The sequence below is a fragment of the Caulobacter sp. AVps16 genome (assembly GCF_058681455.1).
In genome coordinates this window covers 3,289,614-3,309,158 of the sequence record NZ_CM178739.1, presented here as the reverse complement: position 1 = coordinate 3,309,158, position 19,545 = coordinate 3,289,614, and the positions used below count along the sequence as shown (strand labels likewise).

Annotated in this window: 20 protein-coding genes and 1 pseudogene; 5 read left to right on the top strand and 16 right to left on the bottom strand. The window is 67.4% G+C overall.

The genetic code is table 11. The features are described 5' to 3' along the window. Positions 1–5: 5 nt before the first annotated feature. From ACW17U_RS15935 to ACW17U_RS15925, 3 genes are all read right to left on the bottom strand, one after another. A complete protein-coding gene (locus ACW17U_RS15935) occupies positions 6–326 on the bottom strand; it encodes an FmdB family zinc ribbon protein (protein ID WP_062143003.1) in 321 nt (106 codons plus the stop codon). Between the two features lie 80 nt (positions 327–406). Continuing rightward, complete coding sequence (locus ACW17U_RS15930) at positions 407–1,417, bottom strand: lipid A-modifier LpxR family protein (RefSeq protein ID WP_492053716.1); 1,011 nt, start codon at positions 1,415–1,417, stop codon at positions 407–409. 170 nt (positions 1,418–1,587) lie between these two features. After that, positions 1,588–3,468, bottom strand: coding sequence for a ribonucleoside-diphosphate reductase subunit alpha (locus ACW17U_RS15925; protein WP_166504106.1), 1,881 nt, complete (start codon positions 3,466–3,468; stop codon positions 1,588–1,590). Between the two features lie 420 nt (positions 3,469–3,888). On the opposite strand from ACW17U_RS15925, the pseudogene ACW17U_RS15920 reads away from it, so the two are divergent. After that, positions 3,889–3,975: pseudogene (locus tag ACW17U_RS15920) on the top strand (hypothetical protein); the annotation flags it as partial. A gap of 98 nt (positions 3,976–4,073) precedes the next feature. On the opposite strand, the gene ACW17U_RS15915 reads toward ACW17U_RS15920, so the two are convergent. From ACW17U_RS15915 to chvI, 9 genes are all read right to left on the bottom strand, one after another. Continuing rightward, a complete protein-coding gene (locus ACW17U_RS15915) occupies positions 4,074–5,282 on the bottom strand; it encodes an OmpA family protein (protein ID WP_062143008.1) in 1,209 nt (402 codons plus the stop codon). A gap of 414 nt (positions 5,283–5,696) precedes the next feature. Beyond that, complete coding sequence (locus ACW17U_RS15910) at positions 5,697–7,502, bottom strand: cation:proton antiporter domain-containing protein (protein WP_492053713.1); 1,806 nt, start codon at positions 7,500–7,502, stop codon at positions 5,697–5,699. Between the two features lie 20 nt (positions 7,503–7,522). Continuing rightward, a complete protein-coding gene (locus ACW17U_RS15905; RefSeq protein WP_062143014.1) occupies positions 7,523–7,771 on the bottom strand; it encodes a helix-turn-helix domain-containing protein in 249 nt (82 codons plus the stop codon). A gap of 57 nt (positions 7,772–7,828) precedes the next feature. Continuing rightward, positions 7,829–7,969 carry a hypothetical protein gene (locus ACW17U_RS15900; protein ID WP_492053710.1) on the bottom strand — a complete coding sequence of 47 codons (141 nt, stop codon included), beginning with the start codon at positions 7,967–7,969 and terminating at the stop codon, positions 7,829–7,831. A gap of 121 nt (positions 7,970–8,090) precedes the next feature. Beyond that, positions 8,091–8,369, bottom strand: a complete 279-nt coding sequence (locus ACW17U_RS15895) for an HPr family phosphocarrier protein (protein ID WP_062143017.1) — start codon at positions 8,367–8,369, stop codon at positions 8,091–8,093. Then, positions 8,366–8,770 (bottom strand): PTS sugar transporter subunit IIA, encoded by a 405-nt coding sequence (locus ACW17U_RS15890; protein WP_062143021.1) that lies wholly within the window; start codon positions 8,768–8,770, stop codon positions 8,366–8,368. The genes ACW17U_RS15895 and ACW17U_RS15890 overlap by 4 nt, the downstream gene beginning before the upstream one ends. Before the next feature lie 75 nt (positions 8,771–8,845). Beyond that, positions 8,846–9,280 carry an HPr kinase/phosphorylase gene (locus ACW17U_RS15885; RefSeq protein WP_492053709.1) on the bottom strand — a complete coding sequence of 145 codons (435 nt, stop codon included), beginning with the start codon at positions 9,278–9,280 and terminating at the stop codon, positions 8,846–8,848. After that, a complete protein-coding gene (gene chvG, locus ACW17U_RS15880) occupies positions 9,277–10,878 on the bottom strand; it encodes a two-component sensor histidine kinase ChvG (protein ID WP_492053707.1) in 1,602 nt (533 codons plus the stop codon). Before chvG ends, ACW17U_RS15885 begins: the two co-directional genes overlap by 4 nt. Beyond that, positions 10,853–11,560, bottom strand: a complete 708-nt coding sequence (gene chvI / locus ACW17U_RS15875) for a two-component response regulator ChvI (RefSeq protein WP_062143030.1) — start codon at positions 11,558–11,560, stop codon at positions 10,853–10,855. The genes chvG and chvI overlap by 26 nt, the downstream gene beginning before the upstream one ends. Positions 11,561–11,783: 223 nt before the next feature. Here chvI and ACW17U_RS15870 point away from each other — a divergent pair, with 223 nt between their 5' ends. Beyond that, a complete protein-coding gene (locus tag ACW17U_RS15870; protein WP_492053705.1) occupies positions 11,784–13,487 on the top strand; it encodes a hypothetical protein in 1,704 nt (567 codons plus the stop codon). Positions 13,488–13,565: 78 nt separating this feature from the next. Continuing rightward, positions 13,566–13,877: an EthD family reductase gene (locus ACW17U_RS15865; protein ID WP_492053704.1), complete on the top strand. Its 312-nt coding sequence runs from the start codon at positions 13,566–13,568 to the stop codon at positions 13,875–13,877. Here the strand turns inward: ACW17U_RS15865 and pseC are convergent. Continuing rightward, the gene (gene pseC / locus ACW17U_RS15860; protein ID WP_492053702.1) at positions 13,874–15,040 is read right to left on the bottom strand and encodes a UDP-4-amino-4,6-dideoxy-N-acetyl-beta-L-altrosamine transaminase; all 1,167 of its coding nucleotides are present in this window, start codon (positions 15,038–15,040) and stop codon (positions 13,874–13,876) included. The genes ACW17U_RS15865 and pseC overlap by 4 nt on opposite strands. After that, positions 15,037–16,077, bottom strand: coding sequence for a UDP-N-acetylglucosamine 4,6-dehydratase (inverting) (gene pseB / locus ACW17U_RS15855; protein ID WP_062143042.1), 1,041 nt, complete (start codon positions 16,075–16,077; stop codon positions 15,037–15,039). The genes pseC and pseB overlap by 4 nt, the downstream gene beginning before the upstream one ends. A gap of 119 nt (positions 16,078–16,196) precedes the next feature. Here pseB and ACW17U_RS15850 point away from each other — a divergent pair, with 119 nt between their 5' ends. Beyond that, entirely contained in the window at positions 16,197–16,607 is a 411-nt protein-coding gene (locus tag ACW17U_RS15850; protein WP_062143044.1) for a hypothetical protein, read from the top strand. On the opposite strand, the gene ACW17U_RS15845 is transcribed toward ACW17U_RS15850, so the two are convergent. Further along, positions 16,604–17,089, bottom strand: a complete 486-nt coding sequence (locus ACW17U_RS15845) for a nucleoside deaminase (RefSeq protein ID WP_166504107.1) — start codon at positions 17,087–17,089, stop codon at positions 16,604–16,606. The genes ACW17U_RS15850 and ACW17U_RS15845 overlap by 4 nt on opposite strands. A gap of 50 nt (positions 17,090–17,139) precedes the next feature. Between ACW17U_RS15845 and ACW17U_RS15840 the strand changes: the two genes are divergently transcribed. Continuing rightward, positions 17,140–18,498, top strand: coding sequence for a pseudouridine synthase (locus ACW17U_RS15840; RefSeq protein WP_492053700.1), 1,359 nt, complete (start codon positions 17,140–17,142; stop codon positions 18,496–18,498). A gap of 29 nt (positions 18,499–18,527) precedes the next feature. On the opposite strand, the gene ACW17U_RS15835 is transcribed toward ACW17U_RS15840, so the two are convergent. Next, the gene (locus ACW17U_RS15835) at positions 18,528–19,502 is read right to left on the bottom strand and encodes a CPBP family intramembrane glutamic endopeptidase (protein ID WP_492053698.1); all 975 of its coding nucleotides are present in this window, start codon (positions 19,500–19,502) and stop codon (positions 18,528–18,530) included. Positions 19,503–19,545: the final 43 nt, after the last annotated feature.

The following is a 19,545-nucleotide window of genomic DNA, read 5'->3' as shown; positions in this document are numbered from 1 at the left end:
TCGCTTCAGGCCTTCTTCAGCCAGCGGGCCCGCAGCTTGTCGACATTCGGCGGTTCGGCGCGGAAATCGGAGGCTAGGCCCAGGCGGGCATTGCACGACGGGCAGCGCACGGAGTCGTCGTCGGCCAGGTCGGGCGAAGGGTCAAAACGTGTCCCGCAGGGCTTGCACTTCCAGTCGCCGACGGCCGGTGGCGGCGGGGGTGGCGGTTCAGGCATGACCGGGCGCGTCGGCCGGGCGATGCGCTCCAGCGGCTTGGGGCCTCCGGGAGCGGCGATGCCGCTCTTGAGGCTCAAGATCTTGCGGCGCGGGGGCTCGCTGTCGCTCATGTCTTCGGACGGCTCGTGGACGGGGTCGAGGCTAGCTGCATGATCGCGGCCGGAAACTCAAGCCTTGGCGCAGGCCGGGCCTACCAGTTCGGCTTCAGGCTGAAGGACAGGGCGACCATCGAGTCCTTTTGGGTGGCCATGCCCATGATCACGTCCTTGGCCTTCATCTCGCGATGGATATAGCCGACGGACGCCTGCATCGGCCCCTTGCGCCAGGCCACGCCGGCCTGGGCGTCACCGATCAGCTTGCTGTTGACGTCGGCGCTCATGCCGGCCCGGCTCCAGTCGCCGTTCTGGCCGCGCAACATGTTCAGACCCACGGCCCGGCCGCTGGCGGCGGCGAAGACGTACCAGCGTCCGCGCGGACCAAAGGCCTCGTCGCCGTCGCGCAGACCCAGGGAGTCGGTCACGCGATCTTCGATATTCTTGCCCAGACGTACCGTTGCCCCGGCTTCGGCCGAACCGCCGGCGTCGCCAAAGCCAAAGCCGGCATGGGGCGAGACATCCAGGGCGAACTTGCCGGCCGCCAGCTTGACCGCCGAGGGCCAGCCCCGGGTCAGGGTGACGTCGATGTTTTCGGCGTCGAAGGCGTGAGCGTCGGGGCGCACCAGGCTGAGCGGAGCGACGGCGGCATTGCGGGCCACTGCCGCGACCGAGACCCGGACCGAGTCCACGGCACCGCCATCGGATTCGCCGACCACGAAGGCATTTGACCGCCAGCTCACCGGGCCGCGGCCGTCGTAATAGCGATCGGCATCCAGCAGGCGCACATCGCCATAGGTGGCGGCGGGCGAGAGGGCGAACTGGCCTTCGACCTTGGCCTCTGGTGAGGCGATTTCACGCGGGGCGAAGCCGGCGGCGTCGGTCGGACGGACCTCGCGCAGGCTCAGCTTCATGGGTTCAGCGGCGACGGGGGAGACCTTGAACCGGTCAGACTCGGTCTGAACGGGCCTGGCGGCCGCGGGCTTGCCCGGCTTTGCAGACTTGGTGGCCTTGGGCGCGGCCTCGGCAACGGACAGGGACGCGGTCGCCGTGACGGCGGTCACGATCGTCAGACAGAGCGAGGAAAGAGACGTTTCCCTGATCCGCACCTGGATTCCCCAATCCCAATTGACAGGAGCCTATCGCGTTATTTCCGGCTGTCTACCGCGACGAAAGCTCACAGGATTAACAGCCTCGTCCCGAAACTGTTCCCGAAAAGTAAACGGCGGCAGGAGATTGCCTCCTGCCGCCGCTGAACTCTGTCCGGAATCCTCTCTGCCTATTGGCAGGCGAGGCATTCCTCGTAATCGGTCTTTTCGGCGACATCGAAGCCGCCGGAGGTCTCTGCCGCGAACTCAGCGCCGGCATAGGAGGCCCGCTGAACTGACTTGGAGCGCAGATAGTAGAGGGATTTGACGCCCCGCTCCCAAGCCTGCCAGTGCAGCATGTGCAGGTCCCACTTGTCGACGTCGCCGGGCAGGAAGATGTTCACCGACTGGCTCTGGCAGATTTCCGGCGTGCGGTCGGCGGCCAGTTCGACCACCCAGCGCTGATCCAGCTCGAAAGCCGTCTTGTAGACGTCCTTGTCGTCCTGGCTGAGGAAGTCCAGATGCTGGACCGAGCCTTCGTTCTCCAGGATCGAACCCCACACCGCATCGGTGTTCTGGCCCTTCTCCTCGAGCAGCTTCTCCAGATAGGGATTCTTGACGGCAAAGGAGCCCGACAGGGTCTTGTGGGTATAGATATTGGCCGGGATCGGCTCGATGCCGGCCGAGGTGCCGCCGCAGATGATCGAGATCGAGGCGGTCGGGGCGATGGCCAGCTTGTGCGAGAAGCGCTCCATCGAGCCCCGGTCGGCGGCGTCGGGGCAGGGGCCCTTTTCCTCGCCGATGGTGATCGACGCCTTGTCGGCCTCGCGGCGCAGGTGCTTGAACATCCGCATGTTCCAGCTCTTGGCCAGGGCGCTCTCGAACGGCACGTTCTGGCTCTGCAGGAAGCTGTGGAAGCCCATCAGGCCCAGACCCACCGAACGCTCGCGCATGGCAGCATAGGCGGCGGTCGAGGCGGCATCGGGTGCGCGGTCGATGAAGTCCTGCAGGACGTTGTCGAGGAAGCGCATGATGTCCTCGATGAACATCGGATGGTCGCGCCACTCGAGGAAGGTCTCGGCATTGACCGAAGACAGGCAGCAGACCGCGGTGCGGTCATTGCCCAGATGGTCGACCCCGGTGTGCAGCATGATCTCGCTGCACAGGTTGGACTGGCGCACCGACAGGCCCAGCTCGCGCTGGTGCTGGGGCATGGCGCGGTTCACGGTGTCGGAGAAGATCAGATAGGGCTCGCCGGTCTGCAGGCGCAGTTCCAGCACCTTCTGCCAGAGGGCGCGGGCATCGACCTCGCGCAGCACTTCATTGGTCTTGGGCGAGCGCAGGCCGAACTTCAGGCCGTCGCGGACCGCGTGCATGAATTCGTCGGTGATCGAGATGCCGTGGTGCAGGTTCAGGGACTTGCGGTTGAAGTCGCCAGACGCCTTGCGGATTTCCAGGAACTCTTCGATTTCCGGGTGGTGGATGTCCAGATAGACGGCGGCCGAGCCGCGGCGCAGGGAGCCCTGGCTGATCGCCAGGGTCAGGCTGTCCATGACTCGGATGAAGGGGATGATGCCGCTGGTCTGGCCCTGGCCCTTGACCTTCTCGCCGATCGACCGGACGCCGCCCCAGTAGGTACCGATGCCGCCGCCATTGGCCGCCAGCCAGACGTTCTCGTTCCAGACGCTGAGAATGCCGTCGAGGCTGTCGGAAACCGAGTTCAGGAAGCAGCTGATCGGCAGGCCGCGCTCGGCTCCGCCGTTGCTCAGCACGGGGGTCGAGGGCATGAACCAAAGCTGGCTCATATAGTCATAGACGCGCTGGGCGTGGTCGGCATCGTCGGCGAAGGCCGTCGAAACGCGGGCGAACATGTCCTGGTAGGATTCTCCGGGCAGCAGATAGCGGTCTTCCAGGGTGGTCTTGCCGAAGTCGGTCAGCAGGGCGTCGCGCGAGCGGTCCACCTGGACCTTGCGCACCAGGGCCAGTTTCGGCCGTTCAGAGACCTTCATGCCCCCGGTGCGGCCCTGGGGGAGCACCGTCGTCTTCGCCGCTTCACTGCCGTTCATGACCAAAATCCATAATCAATCAGCGAGTTCCGGAGAAGGAAACGCCCCGCCCAGCCGCTACATCTTGTGGCTGAGGCGCCCCCTCAGCCCACATATGGGGCCACAGTGGCTAATGACTCGTCAACGCCCCGGAAGCGAGTTTTTCGTTAACAAGCTGTGAACGCCTCCAACTTAGCGGGCAGGATCAAGGGGTTGCCCGGGCGAACTTTTTTTGGCTGCGACAGACCGTCACAAGGCCCTCCAGGCCCTCCGCCCCCTGACATCGTGATCCGTCCACAGGTCAGGCTTTTGCGGACAGGGGCGGTCCCTATGTAGCCTCGGGCGGCGGAGGCCCGGGCGAGGTCCGATGGGCCGGGCCACAGCAGGCCAGCGCCCAGAAGGAAAGGCTGTCGGCACCTGGGTGCTGATTGAGGTGGGGGAGCCGCCCTGGTCCTTCGACAAGCTCAGGGTGAGGACGGCTGCTGGCCCAGGCGCACTCAGAATCCTTCTCCTGAGCTTGTCGAAGGACGAGGACTTCGGTCGGGCCTGCACCGACACCCAAGGTCAAAGCGGCAAAAGAAAAGGGCCCGGCGTTGCCGCCGGGCCCTTCCCAGATCGTATTGATCCAGATCCTAGAACTTGATCGAGATCGTGGAACGGCGGTTCAGCGGTTCCTTCACACCATCGCCAGTGGCGACGGCCGGGGCGCTTTCACCCTTCCAGTCGACGGCCACGGCCGACGAAGCAACGCCGAGACCGACGAGCGCGTCAGCAACAGCCTTCGCACGACGCTCCGACAGGCGGGCGTTGTACTTCGGCGAGCCCGACGTGTCGGTGTGACCGACGATGATCAGGTTGGTCGCCTTGCCGGCGTTGGCGTAGTTCGCAGCTTCCGAAACCACCGACTGGGCTTCCGGCGTCAGAACGGACTGATCGAACGGGAAGTAGACGATGAACTCGCGAGCCTCAAACGCCGGCGGAGGCGGCGGGGGAGGCGGCGGGGGCGGAGGCGGCGGGGGCGGCGGGGGAGGCGGCGGCGGCGGCGGCGGCGGCGGCGGGGGCGGCGGAGCCGCGAAGGAATAGCGGAGACCCACGGTCACCGACTGGTCCTTGTACTCGCCAGAGAACGCGCCGGGCTGCAGAGCGCCCGAACCCTGCGACTGCCAGCCGTGGTCGTTGGCGGCGCCGAGGTAGCGGTAGGTGACGTCGATATTCAGCTTGTCGGTCGCCTTGATCGAGGCACCGGCAATGGCTTGCCACGAGATCGACAGATCATCGTCATCAACGGACAGGTTCTGGATGGCAGCATTGCCAGGACCAACGGTGCCGACGCCGCTGAACTGGCCGAGGGCCTTGACGTCCAGACGGTTCAGGCCGAGGCCTGCGCCGACGAAGGGGTTGATCCACGAACCCGGGGCGAAGTCGTACAGGACGTTCGCGAACAGGGTCCAGGAGTCGATCGAGCCGTCCGGCGAGCCGCACTTGGCAGCGGCCGCGGTGCGGATCACGCCGGGGGTGCAGAGACCGCGGGGCTGCTGACGGGCAGCGTTGCCGCGAACCGAGGTCAGGTCGCCGGGGCGATAGCCGCCTTCGAGTTCAGCGCGCCAGTTCGGGGTGAACTGGTAGCCGAGACGAACGAAACCGGTCCAGTCGCTGTCCGACGCCCACTCGTAGTGGTAGGTCGAGCCGTCCGGAGCGAACGCATCGGACTCGGTCTTCAGACCGGTCGGGAAGTGGTAGCCAAGATCGACCGCGCCATACCAGCCGGTCTCTTGAGCGGAGACGCCCGACGCGGCGCAAACCGCAGCCAGAGCGACTCCCGCCAGGAGTTTGAATTTCATATCAAGAGCCCTCTATTGCCCTGCTCCGGCCGAAAACGACCGAGCATCGTTATACCAAGGCGAACGTCCCGGGAAAGTGTCAGCAAAGCCACACTCGTCAGGTTTCGCTGACCTGGATATACGCTCCAGGAAGCCAAACAAGACCGCCCCACAAAATCAACTTCCGAGCGTATCGGCTGAAATCTTCCGCTGAGAGCGCCAGTCTTTTCGTTCGCACGTGAAACCCGGTCGCGCAAGGGCTTGCAACATGAAAAGGCGGCCCATTGTCGCAGTGCGGCCACAGCTATGCTGTTCTTCGCGCATCAGGCGAGATTTTGCCTCAAGGCGCGCCCCTGGTCCCGGTCGCGTTCAGTTCGCACCCCCGTAGCCGGGTGGAGCGGGGTCGAAAGGACCCCTGGGGTGCCGTCAGGGTGTCTAGCGCAGTGTGGCGTCGCGCAGGCGCCGGCGACGGCCGCCGAGGGCGTCAGGTCGGTTGAGGACCTTGCGGTATTCATCCCGCCGCTCATGAATCGAAGCGATGACCAGACCCATCGGCACGCCGATATCGACCAGAACCGCCTCGGACAGCTGCAGGCTGGCCTCGATGGTCTCGGGTACGGCGTCCGTGGCCCCCAGCTCATAGAGGCGGGCCGCATGGCGCGCGTCGCGGGCCCGGGCGACGATGGCGAGGTCCGGGCGCGCCCCGCGGGCGGCGGCGACCACGGCCTCGGCGGCCTCCGGGGCATCCATGGTCACCACCACGGCTCTGGCCGTGGCCAGGCCGCAGCGCTCGAGCAGCTCCAGCCGGGAGGCGTCGCCATAATAGATTCGATGGCCGTTGCGGCGACCCTGTTCGACCAGGCGGGCGTCGCGTTCGACGGCGATCCAGGCCAGGTCGTGGCGGCTGAGCATGTCGCCGACCAGCTTGCCGACCCGGCCATAGCCGATGACCAGCACCTGGCCCGAAGGCTCGGGGCCCACGCGATCCGGCGCGGCCGGCTGACCGCCGTCCGGCGGGGTTTCGCTGATCCTGGCCGCACCGCCCTTGCGGCCGAGCCGGGCCCCGAGCGCGGCCAGTGCCGGGATCAGGAACATGGTCAGGGTGGCCGACACCAGCACGGCCTGGCCGACATCGCGGGGCACGACCTGGGCCCCCATGGCATTGTCGAGGATCACGAAGGCGAACTCGCCCCCGGCCGCCAGGATCAGCGCCGCCTCGGCCGAGGCCTTGACCCCCAGCTTCATGGTCCATCCCAGGCTGAAGACCAGGCCGGCCTTGATCGCCAGCAGGCCCAGGGCGATGCCGAGGATGACCACCGGCTCGGCGACCAGCAGCGACAGGTCCAGGCGAATGCCGAGCGATACGAAGAACAGGCTGAGCAGCAGGCCCTTGAAGGGTTCGATCTTCACCTCGACCTCGTGGCGATACTCGGTTTCGGCCAGCAGCACCCCGGCGACGAAGGCCCCGAGCGCCATGGACAGGCCTGACAGGGCGCTGACCATGCCGGCACCAATGATCACCAGCAGGCAGGCGGCCATGAACATTTCTTCGCTCTTGGCCTTGGCCACCGATTTCAGCATCGGCCGCAGGGCCAGGCGCCCGACCAGGACGATGCCGCCGAGGCCGAGGGCGGCCGGCACCAGGGCCAGCAGGTCCTTCATGGCAAAGGTCCCGTCGCCCTGGCCCAGAATGGTCAGGGTGATCAGGATCGGGGCGACCGCGAGATCCTGGAACAGCAGCACCGAGAAGGTCGCCCGTCCGCCTTCGGAATGCAGGCGGCGACGCTCGGCCAGCACCGGCACGGCAATGGCGGTCGAGGACAGGGCCAGGGCCGCGCCAATGGCCAGGGCCGAGACTGGCGGCTGACCCAGGGCCATGGCCCCCAGGCCCAGGGCGAGGGAGCAGCCGATCACCTGGGCCGCCCCCAGGCCGAAGACCAGCTTGCGCATCAGGCGCAGGCGTTCCCAGGACAGTTCCAGCCCGATCATGAACAGCAGGAAGACGACCCCGAACTCGGCCAACTGGGCGATCTCGTCCGGATTGTCGACCGTGACATAGTCCAGCCACGGTGCCACGCCGATGAACCGGCCGAGGCCGTAGGGCCCCAGGATGACGCCGGCCAGCAGGAAGCCGAGGATCGGGTTGAGCTTCAGGCGCTTGAAGAGCGGCGCGACGACGCCTGCGGTGGCCAGGAACAGGACCAGGTCCTTGTAGTCCGCTGGTGAAACCTCGTGCGGCACGCTTGCTCCTTCCGATCGCTCTAGGCTGGCCTTTGCAAACGAACGCCTGGACCCGCTGTTTCGGCCACAATCAATTCGACGCCACCGGCCTCCAGGGCCGTGATCAGGAGGCGTTCGGTGCTGGGATGCAACGCATGACGCCCGGTTTCGAAGTCCTTGACCGTGCTGCGCGAGACGCCCGCCTGCTCGGCGAGCTCACCCTGCGACCAGTTGAGCAGTCCGCGGGCACCGCGACACTGGGCTGGCAGAAGCTGTTTTACCTTGAACATAGATGGGCTCCTATGTCACCCATTTTGGCCGATCACAACCTAAAACGCTGACTTGGCTCAGGCCTGCATCCCGGCAGTCCCGACCTGCGAACCGCGAACTACAACCGTCATGTAAAAGCCCATGGCCTCGAACACCTCGAAACCGTGGAAACCGGGCCGGCCTTCGCTCGGATTGATCAAATAGAGAGACTTCGCCAAGAGAGCTTCCCGCAACGCACCAGTCGCACTGGCAATGATGGTGCGCAGGTTCTGGCGGAACGGGCTACAGTCGCGGGAGGGCGCGAGAGAAAGAACCGGCGGGACCGTCGCCGGCGGGAGATTAGCGCTCTTCGTCGAACCGGTTGGCGACCAGCTCGCAGAGCGCTTCCAGGGCGGCCTCGGCCTCGGGGCCTTCGGCGGCGATATCGATGGTTGAACCGATGCCGGCGGCCAGCATCATCAGGCCCATGATCGAGCGGGCATCAACGCAGGAGCCCTCGCGGCTGACCTTGACCTCGGCGTCGAACCCGGCCGCCATCTTCACGAACTTGGCCGAGGCCCGGGCGTGCAGGCCCCGTTCATTGACGATTTCGACCGTCCGCTCCGCCATGCGACTCATTTTTCTCCAGCCAGCACATAGGAGGCCACGGAGATGTATTTCCGTCCAGCCTCCTGGGCATGGGCGACGCAGGCCTGCAGGGTCTCGCGCTGGCGGACGCTGGCCAGCTTGATCAGCATCGGCAGGTTCAGTCCGGCGATCACCTCGGCCCGCGTCTGTTCCATCACCGAGATGGCCAGGTTGCTGGGCGTGCCGCCGAACATATCGGTCAGCAGGATGACGCCGCTGCCGCTGTCCACGGCGGCGCAGGCCTTCAGGATGTCGGAGCGGCGACGCTCCATGTCATCTTCCGGACCGATGCAGATCGCCTTCACCGCGGTCTGCGGGCCGACGACATGTTCCATGGCGGAGACGAACTCCTCCGCCAGACGCCCGTGCGTAACGATCACGAGCCCGATCATGCCTGATTTCTCAAACGGGATCCCCATTACCCTTAACGGCCGGGAGGAGCCGCGCGGGCGGACTTGATACGCTCGTTAGGGAGCGACTCCAAGATGCTCCAGCATGAGTTTGATTTTCGCCGGGGCAGCGGGTTCCAGAGGCCACAGGTCGAAAACGGGAACATCCTGACCGCAAATGCTTGCGAATTGCGGCGGCGGAAGGCGCTCAACGTCGCCAGGGGCCGCAAGGCAGCGCACGACCAGGGTGATTTCGGCGAAGGCGAGAGGCAGAGTCTGGATCACGCCCAGGCCCCGCACCTCGATCAGACCGGCCAGCGAATCAGGGGCCCGGCCATAGGGCCGACCCCCGGAAGCGAAGACCAGGGTGCGATCATCGGCCACCAGATGAAAGCCTTCGGCGAGGGCGCGCAGGGTCAGATCGCTCTTGCCGATCCCCGAGGGGCCCTCGATCAGCACCCCGCGCCAGCGGCCGGCCAGGCGTCGGGCGATCAGGCCGGCATGACGGATCACTCGCGCGATTCCGGCAGGTCGACCGTAAACCGCGCGCCCAGCCGGGTACCGTCGGGGCCCATGCGATTCTCGGCCTTCAGGTCGCCGCCATGGGCCTCGACGATCTGGCGAGCGATGGACAGGCCCAGACCGGAATTGCCGCCGAACGCCCGACCCTTGGGCCGCGAGGTGTAGAAGCGCTCGAAGATGGTCTCGAGGTTCTCGCTCGGTATCCCCGGACCGTCGTCGTCGATTGTGGTGATCAGCCGGCCGCGCGTCCGGGTCAGGTTCACGCGGACCTCGCCGTCGGCGGGGCTGAACGAGCGGGCATTGTCGATCAGGTTGCGGAACACCTGTCCGATCGGGGTCTCGCGGGCCATCAGCCGGGCCGGGGCTCCCAGATCGCCGGTCGAGACGCTGACCCTCACGCTGTCGGGCGCCTCGCCCGGTCGAAGCTGGGCCTCATAGAGGCTGGCGACCTCGGCCAGCAGCCGGGCCAGGTCGAGGGCCTTGGGGGCCTCGCGCGACAGTTCGGCATCGAGCCGCGAGGCGTTGGAGATGTCGGTGACCAGCCGGTCCAGGCGGTTGACGTCATTCTGCAGGATAGCCAGCAGCCGAGCCCGGGCGACGGGATCACTGACCAGGTCCAGGGTCTCGATCGCCGAGCGGATCGAGGTCAGGGGATTCTTGATCTCGTGGGCGACATCGGCGGCGAAACGCTCGATGCCGTCCATCCGCTCCGACAGGGACCGGGTCATCTCCTCAAGGGCGCGGGAGAGGTCGCCGATCTCGTCCTGGCGACGGGCGATGTCGGGCAGGGAGATGGCGCGCGCACCCTGCAGCCTGACGCGGTCGGCGGCACGGGCCAGGCGCAGCACCGGCTGGGCGATCAGGCGGTGCAGCAGGATCGACGAGATCAGGGTTGCGGTGATGGCCACCAGGATGAAGGGCAGCAGAGCCCGCCGTTCGGCGGCGATGATCGCATCGACATCGCCGGCCTCGAGGGTCAGGACCCCCAGGACGGCGCGTACATGCTGGATCGGGATCGAGACCGACACGACCCGGTCGCCGTTCTCCGAAATGCGGGTGCCGGCCACCATGGCTCCGCGACGGGCCTGGGCGACCTCGTCGACCAGGGCCTTGCGGGCCTTTTCGGCCTTGGCCTCGGCGGCCGGATCCTTGTGGGCGGACGGGTCGCTCTGTCCGGGCTTGCGGGCCGGGGGCAGGACCTTCCACTCGACGCGGTCGGCGACCACGAAGCTGTCAGCCAGAACATGCCCCTCGGCGTCGAACAGCCGCGCCCGCTGCGAGCGCGGGATGAACAGCAGCTGGAAGATGGCGCTGGCCGCATAGGGGTCGAGGCCCGGCTCCGGCTCGCCCACCGTCGCCGACTGGTCGATGACATTGGCGATCAGCTCGCCCTGGGTGGTCAGGCTGTCGATCCGCGCATTGACCAGGCCACTGCGCAGCTCGTTGAGCACCAGGGCCCCGATCACCAGGATCGCCAGGGCCATGATGTTCAGGCCGATGATCAGCCGACCCAGGCGCGAGCCGCCAGGCCAGGCCCAGCGACGGCGCGGCGGCGCGGCGGGATCAGGCTTCGCGATAACGGTAGCCAACGCCGTACAGGGTCTCGATGGAGTCAAATTCAGGATCGACCTGGCGGAACTTCTTGCGCATCCGCTTGATGTGGCTGTCGATCGTGCGGTCGTCGACATAGACCTGATCGTCGTAGGCGGCGTCCATCAGGTTGTCGCGGCTCTTCACGAAGCCCGGGCGCTGGGCCAGGGATTGCAGCAGCAGGAACTCGGTGACGGTCAGACGGACAGGCTTGCCGTCCCACAGGCTGTCATGGCGGGCCGGGTCGAGGGTCAGCTTGCCACGCTTCATCATCTTCGAGCCGGCCAGACCGGCGGGGATCGAGGGCTCCTCGTCCTCGGGACGGGCCCGGCGCAGCACGGCCTTGACCCGCTCCAGCAGCAGACGCTGGCTGAAGGGCTTGTGCATATAGTCGTCGGCCCCGAGGTTGAAGCCGAGGATCTCGTCGATCTCGTCGTCCTTCGAGGTCAGCATGATGACCGGGATCTCTGAGGTCTGGCGCAGGCGGCGCAGCACTTCCATACCGTCCATGCGCGGCATCTTGACGTCGAGGATGACCAGGTCCGGGGCCTGGCTCTCTACCGCCTCGAGGCCCGAAGCGCCGTCATAATAGGCCTTGACCGTATGGCCATGGCTTTCGAGGGCCAGGGAGACCGAAGCGACGATGTTTTCGTCGTCGTCAATGAGGGTGATAGCGGCCATGGAGCCTGTCTTGTCCTTAAAGTCCGTCTGCGATGCGATCCTATCGACCGCCCGTCCTGGCTTCAACGCGTTGCGCGGCAAAGCTTTCCAGAACCTTTGAGGCCCCAGAATGGCGCGATTGCGGCTATCGCGCCCCAGGCCGCCCGGGGTCGGGCCGTTACCGGCCTCAACCTCGCTTTAAGGTCTTCTATCCCATAACCGGGGCTCGGGGAGCCCCTAGCCCATGAGCGATGTCCATTACGAGCTTTTCGTGCGCCGCAGGGTCGGTGCCCAGTGGACCCTGGAAATGGCCACGGAAGTTCGCACGGCTGCGCTTCAGAGCGCCGAGGAGTGCCTGATTTCGAACCGCGCGGTCGCCGTTCGGGTCAGCAAGGAAACCCTCGATCGCGAGACTGGCGAGTACAAGTCCATCGCCATCTTCACCAAGGGCATGGTCGACGGCGGCAAGCCGAAGAAAGAGGTCCAGGATCTGGATCCGCTCTGCGTCCAGCCGGCCGATCTCTATACCGCCCATGCCCGTGACCGGATCGGTCGCCTGCTCGAAGGCTGGCTGGCCCGCAACAATGCCACCCCGTTTGAACTCCTGCACCGGCCGGACCTGGTCGAGAAGCTGGAAGCCTCCGGTACCGACCTGCAGCACGCCCTGCAGAAGATCGCCATTCCCGAGGCCGAAGCCCGGGGCATGTCGGTCCATGAACTGATCCGCACCTTCCAGGCCCTGGTCGACCGCACGGTCGCCAACCTGATGAAGGCCTTCAAGAAGGGGCAGCTGCCGGATCTGGACAAGGAAGGTTTCGCCAAGGCCGCCAATCGCCTGGCCGGCGATCCCGACCGCGCCTTCCTGCTGGGTGCCGGCGTGGCCGCCTCGATCGCGCCGGGCGTCAGCTGGTCCGACAAGATTTCCCGCCTGCTCGATCTGGCCGACGCCGCCCCGACCGAGCCCGGTCCCCGCGCCCTGGCCCTGCACGCCATCGAACAGCCCCTGGCCGAGATCATCGGCTCACGCGCCGGCATGGCCGATCTCCTGGGGACGGCCGACGACCTCGGCTCGACCCTGGCGGCCATGACCCGCCTGACCGGCGGGGGGCAGGTCGAGGCCCTGATCCGCATGCAGTCCCAGGTGCGGGCCTGCATGCCCGAGCTGTCGGGCACCGCCAAGCGGCTCAGCGAATGGCTGAATGGCGACCATTTCGCTCCGGTCCGCGCCTCGATCGCGAGGCGGGTCCTGGCCGAACTGAACGGCGTGCGCCGGCTCAAGCCCACCGATGCCGAGGCCGAGATCGAGTTTCTCCGCGCCCTGGCCATGAGCCTGACCGCCGCCGCCGGACGCATCCTGCCGCCGGAAGACATCCAGGCCGCCTTCACCGTCCGCTCCAAGACCCTGCTGAACGGCGAGTTCATCGAGGCCCTGCTCGGTCGTGACCGCTCGGCGCGCGACGAGATCGCCCTGCTGATCCGCCTGGGCGAAAACGTCATGGGCGCGGTCAACAAGCGTCAGGCCGCCCGCTGGCTGAGCGCCAATATCACGGCCCTGAGGTTCGAGAAGGAACTGCGCCAGGGCCCCGACTCGCCGGCCGCCAAGCTGTCCAGCCTAGCCGCCCTGCAAAAATCCATCGTGCGCTCGGGTCTGGTTCGCGAAGACTACGAGCCCCTGTGCAAGAAGCTGGGTGAACTGGGCTCGCTGGTGGAGGCTGACAGCCGGCTGCTGGCCATGCTGGTCCGGGCTCCGGCCCCCCTGGCCCACCGCCTGGCCCTGCTGGTCAAGCTGGCGACGGGCGAGGCGGGTCCGACCGGCCCGGTCGCCGACCGCGCCAAGGTCGAGGCCTTCAAGCTGGCCCGTGACCCGGCGGCCCGCGAGGAACTGGCGGCCTCACCGGCGACCATGGAGCTGCTCAAGGGCCTGATGCAGAGCGCCCAGGCCGCCTGAGGTCCTTGCGACCAGGCCCGCAAGGCCTAAGCTACCCGCCAGACGGCACCGTTGCGGTGTCCGACAGGGGGCGGAACCATGGTGATCCTGAGCGTGCTCTATGCGGCGACCGATGGCGCGCATTTCGACCACGACTATTATAACGCCACCCATATTCCGCTGGTTCACGAGGCCTTCGCGGCCACGGGCCTGACGGGCGTCCAGGTGTTCAGGGGGCTGTCGGCCGGCGATGGTGGTCCCGCGCGCTATATTCTCATGGCCCACCTGGCGTTTCGGGATGCCGCGGCCCTTCAGGCCTCGATGGGCGGGTCGCGCGCTGCCGAGGTGCTGGCAGACGTGGCCCGGTTCACCAATGTTCAGCCGACCACCCAGGTCAGCGCCCTGATCTAGAGCGCCAGAACCCTGGCGAGGGCCTCGACCACCCGGTCGACATCACTGTCGTCCATGGCCGGATAGAGCGGCAGGGTCAGGCAGCGGTCGTACCAGGCCTGGGCACCGGGCAGGTCGAGCGCCCCATAACGCTGCACATAATAGGGCTGCTGGTGGACCGGGATATAGTGAACCTGGCTGCCGATCCCGTGCGCCTTGAGCCCGTCGACCGCCTTCCGGCGGCTGGTGCCCAGGGCGTCGAAGTCGATCAGGACGGTCAGCAGGTGCAGGGCCGGGTCGGAATGGTCCGGGCGGGAGGCCAGCCCCACGTGAGGCGACAGGGTCTGCAGCCGCTCGGCATAGAGGGCGGTCAGGGCGCGACGCCGCGCGACGAAGCGGTCCAGCTTGGCCAACTGCGACAGGCCCAGGGCGCAAAGAATGTCGGGCAGGCGATAGTTGAAGCCGAGCTCCGGCATCTCGTACCACCAGGGATCGCCGCCCGCCGGACGTAGCATGCCGTGCCCACGCAAGGACCTCGCTCGCGCGGCCAGGTCGGCGTCGTTGGTGGTCAGCATGCCGCCCTCGCCGGTGGCCAGGGTCTTGACCGGATGGAACGAGAAGCTGGCAAAGGCCGAATAGGCACCGTCGCCGACCGGGTGGGCGACGCCGTCGAAGGTGGCGATCGAGCCCAGGGCATGGGGCGCGTCCTCGACCAGCACCGCCCCGGCCGCGCTGGCCATGGCCCGCATCGCCGGCAGATCACAGACATCGCCGCGCAGGTGGACCGGCAGGATGGCCCTGACCCGGCGGTCGCCGCAGCGCGCCAGGGCCTGGGCCAGGGTGTCCGGCGTCATCAGGCCCGACTGCGGATCGACATCGGCAAACACCACCTCGGCTCCGACATAGCGGGCACAGTTGGCGGTCGCCAGGAAGGTGATCGACGGCGCGATACAGACATCGCCCTCGCCGATGCCCAGGGCCAGCATGGCCAGGTGCAGGGTGGCGGTGCCGTTGCTGACGGCGATGGCATGGGCGGCGCCGACCTTGTCGCGAAAGGCGGTTTCGAAGGCCTCGACCGTCGGGCCGGTGGTCAGGAAGTCGGCGCGCAGGGCTGCGGCCACGGCGGCCAAATCGTCATCCTCGATGGTCTGGCGGCCGTAGGGGAGGAACGACGTCCCGGTCATGACCCGGCCTTTTCCTCCAGCATGGCCAGCAGGCCCTCGGCCGACAGCCAGTCATCATTGTTGTCGCTGCTGTAGCAGAAGCCCTCCGCCGCCGGCCGGGCACCGTCCTCGGGCCCGAAGCGCTTGCGCGGATATTCGACGAAGGTCGGCTCGATCACATAGCGGTCGGCCAGTTCGACCGTGGCCCGGGCGTCGTCGGCGCTGATCATCATCTCGTGCAGCTTCTCGCCGGGCCGGATGCCGATCACCTTGACCCCGGCGGTCGGCGACATGGCCTTCACCAGGTCGGGCATGGTCATGGACGGGATCTTGGGCACGAAGATCTCGCCGCCGCGCATCAGGTCCAGCGACGAGAGCACGAAATTGACGCCCTCGTTCAGGGTGATCCAGAAGCGGGTCATGCGTTCGTCGGTAATCGGCAGTTCGGTCGCGCCCTGGGACAGCAGGCGCCGGAACAGCGGCACGACGCTGCCGCGCGAGCCGACCACATTGCCGTAACGGACCACCGCGAAGCGGGTGCCGATGTCGCCCGACAGGTTGTTGGCGGCCACGAAGGTCTTGTCCGAGGCCAGCTTGGTGGCCCCATAGAGGTTGATCGGGTTGCAGGCCTTGTCGGTCGACAGGGCGACGACCTGTTTGACGCCATTGGCCAGGCTGGCCCAGACTACATTCTCGGCCCCCAGCACATTGGTATGGATGCACTCGGAGGGATTGTACTCCGCCGCCGGCACCTGTTTCAGGGCGGCGGCGTGGATGACGATATCGACCCCGCGCAGGGCCAGGGTCAGCCGTTCGCGGTCGCGCACATCCCCGAGGAAGAAGCGCATCTTGGCATAGGTCGCGTCGTCGAACTGCTCGCGCAGTTCCAGCTGCATGTCGCTCTGCTTCAATTCGTCGCGGGAGTAGACGATGACCTTTCGCGGGCTCGACAGCTTCAGGACCGTCTCGATGAACCGTCGGCCGAAAGACCCGGTGCCGCCGGTGACCAGGATCACCTTGCCGTCGAGATCCAGGGATTTCGGAGAGAAACGGCTCATGATCAGCCTCCTGTCGCCCCCGCCGCGAAGATCCGCGAGGCGTGCGATTCGTGGTTAACGCCCCAATGTCGCGCGGAGGCGTAAAGAGGACGTCAACCACGTTGCGCTAAGCGTGGGCCATGCGTCGCGCCCTGACCCTTCTTCCGCTCATCCTTGCCAGCGCCCTGATGGTGTTGCCGGCTCCGGCCCTGGCCAATTCCGGCAAGAAGGAGGAGAAGGGCCCCGCCGTTACCTACTTTGCCCTGCAGCCCCTGACGGCGGTCGCCCTGCGGCGCGACGGCCGGCGCGGCGTCCTGACCCTGGAGGCCGGCATCGAGGCCAAGGATCCCAAGGTGATGGAGCGGGCCCAGCAGTCGCAGCCGCGTCTGCGCGCCGCCTTTGCCCAGGTACTGATGACCTATGCCGCCGGCATGCGCCGTGGCGACCCGCCGGATGTCGACTATCTGTCGCGCGAAATGCAGAAGACCGCCGACAGGGTGCTGGGCAAGCCGGGGGCCCGCGTCCTGATCGGCTCGGCGCTGATGAACTAGGCCGACTTCCCGCGCCGGGCGCGGAAGAAGCCCCGCAGCAGGTCGGCGCTCTCCTGCGCCAGCACCCCGCCGGTCACCGCCGGCCGCCAGTGGCAGGTCGGCTGGGCAAAGAACTGCGGTCCATGGACGACGGCACCACCCTTGGCATCCTCGGCCCCGAACACCACCCGGCCGATCCGGGCATGGCTGATCGCCCCGGCGCACATGGCGCAGGGTTCCAGGGTCACGACCAGGGTGAGGTCGGTCAGGCGATAGTTGCCCCGCTTCGCGGCCACCTGCCGCATCACGGCGATCTCGGCATGGGCCGTCGGGTCGTGGGCGGCGATCGGGCCATTGCCGGCCGTGCCCAGAACCTCGCCGGTCGCCGGATCCAGGATCACGGCCCCGACCGGGGTCTCGCCCGCTGCAGCGGCCGCTCGGGCGGCCTCCAGGGCCAGCCGCATCATGGCCTGGTCTTGATCGTCCTGAGGATCGGTGCGCATTTGCCCAAAAGCCCATCGTGAGATGCGCCCAGCCCCCCGAAGGAACGCGAATGACCAGCACGCCCCATGACCCCCTATACGATCCCGGCCAGGACGGCGACCTCGACGATCCGTCGACGGGCGAACGCGTGGCCAAGGCCCTGGCCCGCGCCGGTGTGGCCTCGCGCCGCGAGGTCGAGCGGCTGATCGAGGCCGGTCGTGTCGCCATCAATGGCAAGGTCCTGACCACGCCGGCCGTGAAGATCGGCCCCGGCGACTTTCTGACCGTGGACGGCAAGCTGGTGGCCGAGCGTGAGCCGACCCGGCTGTTCCGCTACAACAAGCCGACCGGCCTGATGACCACCCACAATGATCCCAAGGAACGCCCGACGGTGTTCCAGGCCCTGCCGCGCGAGCTTCCGCGCCTGATCTCGGTGGGCCGTCTGGACCTCAATTCCGAAGGCCTGCTGCTGCTGACCAATGACGGTGAGCTGTCGCGCAAGCTGGAGGCCCCGAACAATGGCTGGGTGCGCCGCTACCGGGTCCGCGCCTTCGGCAATACCGACCAGGCCCGCCTGGATCGCCTGAAGGACGGCGTCACCATCGAGGGCATCCGCTACGGCTCGATCGAGGCCCGGCTCGACAAGGCCCAGGACAAGGCCGGCGGCAAGAATGTCTGGATCACCATCGCCCTGACCGAGGGCAAGAACCGCGAAATCCGCCGGGTGCTCGAGCATCTCGACCTGAAGGTCAATCGCCTGATCCGCCTCTCCTACGGCCCCTTCGCCCTGGCAACCCTGATGCCGGGCCAGGTCGAGGAGGTCGGTCCCCGGGTGATCCGCGAACTGCTGGCCGGCCTGGTGGCCGAGGAAGACATGCCCACGGGCGACAAGCCACAGTTCATCGGCGTGGCCGATCCGCTGCACGCGCCGGGCACGCCCAAGGGCGGTGAGCTGCAGCGCCGGGCCATCAAGTCGGCCCCCCTGCCCAAGGTCGCCGAGCCGGGTGAGCGCACGGTCGAAAAGCCCGTCTACAAGCCGGGCTGGGCCAAGCCGAAGAAGAAGGTCGTGATCGCGGGGGCCAAGCCGGTCAAGCGCGCGCCCAAGTCGATCGAGACCAAGATGATCGGCCCCAAGCCCGATCACCTGGCACCGCGCGGGGCCAAGGGGGCGACGGCCGCCAAGTCGTTCGGGGCCAGGGCCGCTGGGGGCGTGGCGACAGCCAAGCCCTTCGACCGCGCCACGCCCAAGCCTTCCTCGGCCAAGCCCACCACAGCCAAGCCCCTCGCCGGCAAGCCAGACTGGCCCCGGTCTGCCGGCAAGCCGGCCGGGGCCAAGTCCGGTGGCAAGCCGACCCGCTCGGGTCCTGGCGGCTTTTCCGGCAAGCCCGGGCCGAAGGGACCGGCCAAGGGGCCCAAAACGCCACGCTAGCGGTCAGCACGTTCCGGCGGTGAGGCTGTTCAGGAGGTCGCCGGGCTGCTGCCGCCGAAGGCGCGGGTGATGGCCGGCCAGCGCACCACGGCCTCCGCCAGCAGGGCATAGCCGACCCCGAGGCCCAGGGCCCCGATCAGGGCGGCGGCCTGCAGGGGCTGCGCGGTCTCGGGCGTCAGGGACAGGGGCCGGATCAGCAGCAGGATGATGACGTTGTTGGCCGCATGGGCCCCGATTGCCAGTTCGATGCCGCCGGTGCGCAGGGTCATCCAGGTCAGGCCCGCGCCCATGGCCGCCCGGATCAGGAAGGCCCCGGGACTGGGGTCGAAATGGATGGCCGCGAACACCAGGCCGTTGACCGTCATCAGGATCAGCGGATTGCGGGTGAAGGCCCCGCACTGTTTCAGCAGCCAGCCCCGGAACACGACCTCCTCGGCGGCGGCGGCAATGACCAGAAGCGCGATGGCGAAGGCGACATAGGTCGCGCGGCCAAGGCTGGTGGAGGCCAGGTCCAGCACGGGCGGCCTCGGGGGCTCTGCACCCAGCAGCCCGGCGGCCAGGACAAGGACGATCATCACGGTTCCGACCATGACCAGCCCCGCCAGGATCAGGCGGGTACGGAGCAGCGGCGCTCCGGCGGCATAGAGACGGATGGGGCGGTGCATCAGACCGCCGGCGACGCCGATGAAGGCCAGGGCGGCGGCACCATTGGCACCCGCCAGCACCGACAGCAGGAAGAGCGAGGACATCCCCTCGGTGGTCGCCCTCTCCGGATCATCGAACACCGCAAACAGGGCCGCGGCCGTCGGCGCGCCGTCCAGTCCGCTGACCACGACCATGACGATCAGACAGGCCAGGGCCGCTCCCAGCAGGGCCGCGACGAAGCCGGCCAGCAATCCGACCGGCAGGGTCAGGGCCACCAGCCGCCCGTCACGATCACGCGGGGTCAGGTCCGCGAAGAACCGCGATTCCCGCATTGCCTCGAAGATCACGCCCATGGCCATTGCGTCGTCGACATCCCTGCTCCTGAAGCGACTAAGAAAGCGC

Bases quoted from the DNA above. Each gene is read 5' to 3' on its own strand.
- ACW17U_RS15865 (WP_492053704.1), top strand. From the start codon at position 13,566: ATGGTGATCCTGAGCGTGCTCTATGCGGCGACCGATGGCGCGCATTTC.
- ACW17U_RS15890 (WP_062143021.1), bottom strand. From the start codon at position 8,770: ATGATCGGGCTCGTGATCGTTACGCACGGGCGTCTGGCGGAGGAGTTC.
- ACW17U_RS15905 (WP_062143014.1), bottom strand. From the start codon at position 7,771: ATGTTCAAGGTAAAACAGCTTCTGCCAGCCCAGTGTCGCGGTGCCCGC.
- pseB (WP_062143042.1), bottom strand. From the start codon at position 16,077: ATGAGCCGTTTCTCTCCGAAATCCCTGGATCTCGACGGCAAGGTGATC.
- ACW17U_RS15915 (WP_062143008.1), bottom strand. From the start codon at position 5,282: ATGAAATTCAAACTCCTGGCGGGAGTCGCTCTGGCTGCGGTTTGCGCC.
- ACW17U_RS15935 (WP_062143003.1), bottom strand. From the start codon at position 326: ATGAGCGACAGCGAGCCCCCGCGCCGCAAGATCTTGAGCCTCAAGAGC.
- ACW17U_RS15850 (WP_062143044.1), top strand. From the start codon at position 16,197: ATGCGTCGCGCCCTGACCCTTCTTCCGCTCATCCTTGCCAGCGCCCTG.
- ACW17U_RS15895 (WP_062143017.1), bottom strand. From the start codon at position 8,369: ATGAGTCGCATGGCGGAGCGGACGGTCGAAATCGTCAATGAACGGGGC.
- ACW17U_RS15840 (WP_492053700.1), top strand. From the start codon at position 17,140: ATGACCAGCACGCCCCATGACCCCCTATACGATCCCGGCCAGGACGGC.
- pseC (WP_492053702.1), bottom strand. From the start codon at position 15,040: ATGACCGGGACGTCGTTCCTCCCCTACGGCCGCCAGACCATCGAGGAT.
- ACW17U_RS15845 (WP_166504107.1), bottom strand. From the start codon at position 17,089: ATGCGCACCGATCCTCAGGACGATCAAGACCAGGCCATGATGCGGCTG.
- chvI (WP_062143030.1), bottom strand. From the start codon at position 11,560: ATGGCCGCTATCACCCTCATTGACGACGACGAAAACATCGTCGCTTCG.
- ACW17U_RS15870 (WP_492053705.1), top strand. From the start codon at position 11,784: ATGAGCGATGTCCATTACGAGCTTTTCGTGCGCCGCAGGGTCGGTGCC.
- ACW17U_RS15835 (WP_492053698.1), bottom strand. From the start codon at position 19,502: ATGGCCATGGGCGTGATCTTCGAGGCAATGCGGGAATCGCGGTTCTTC.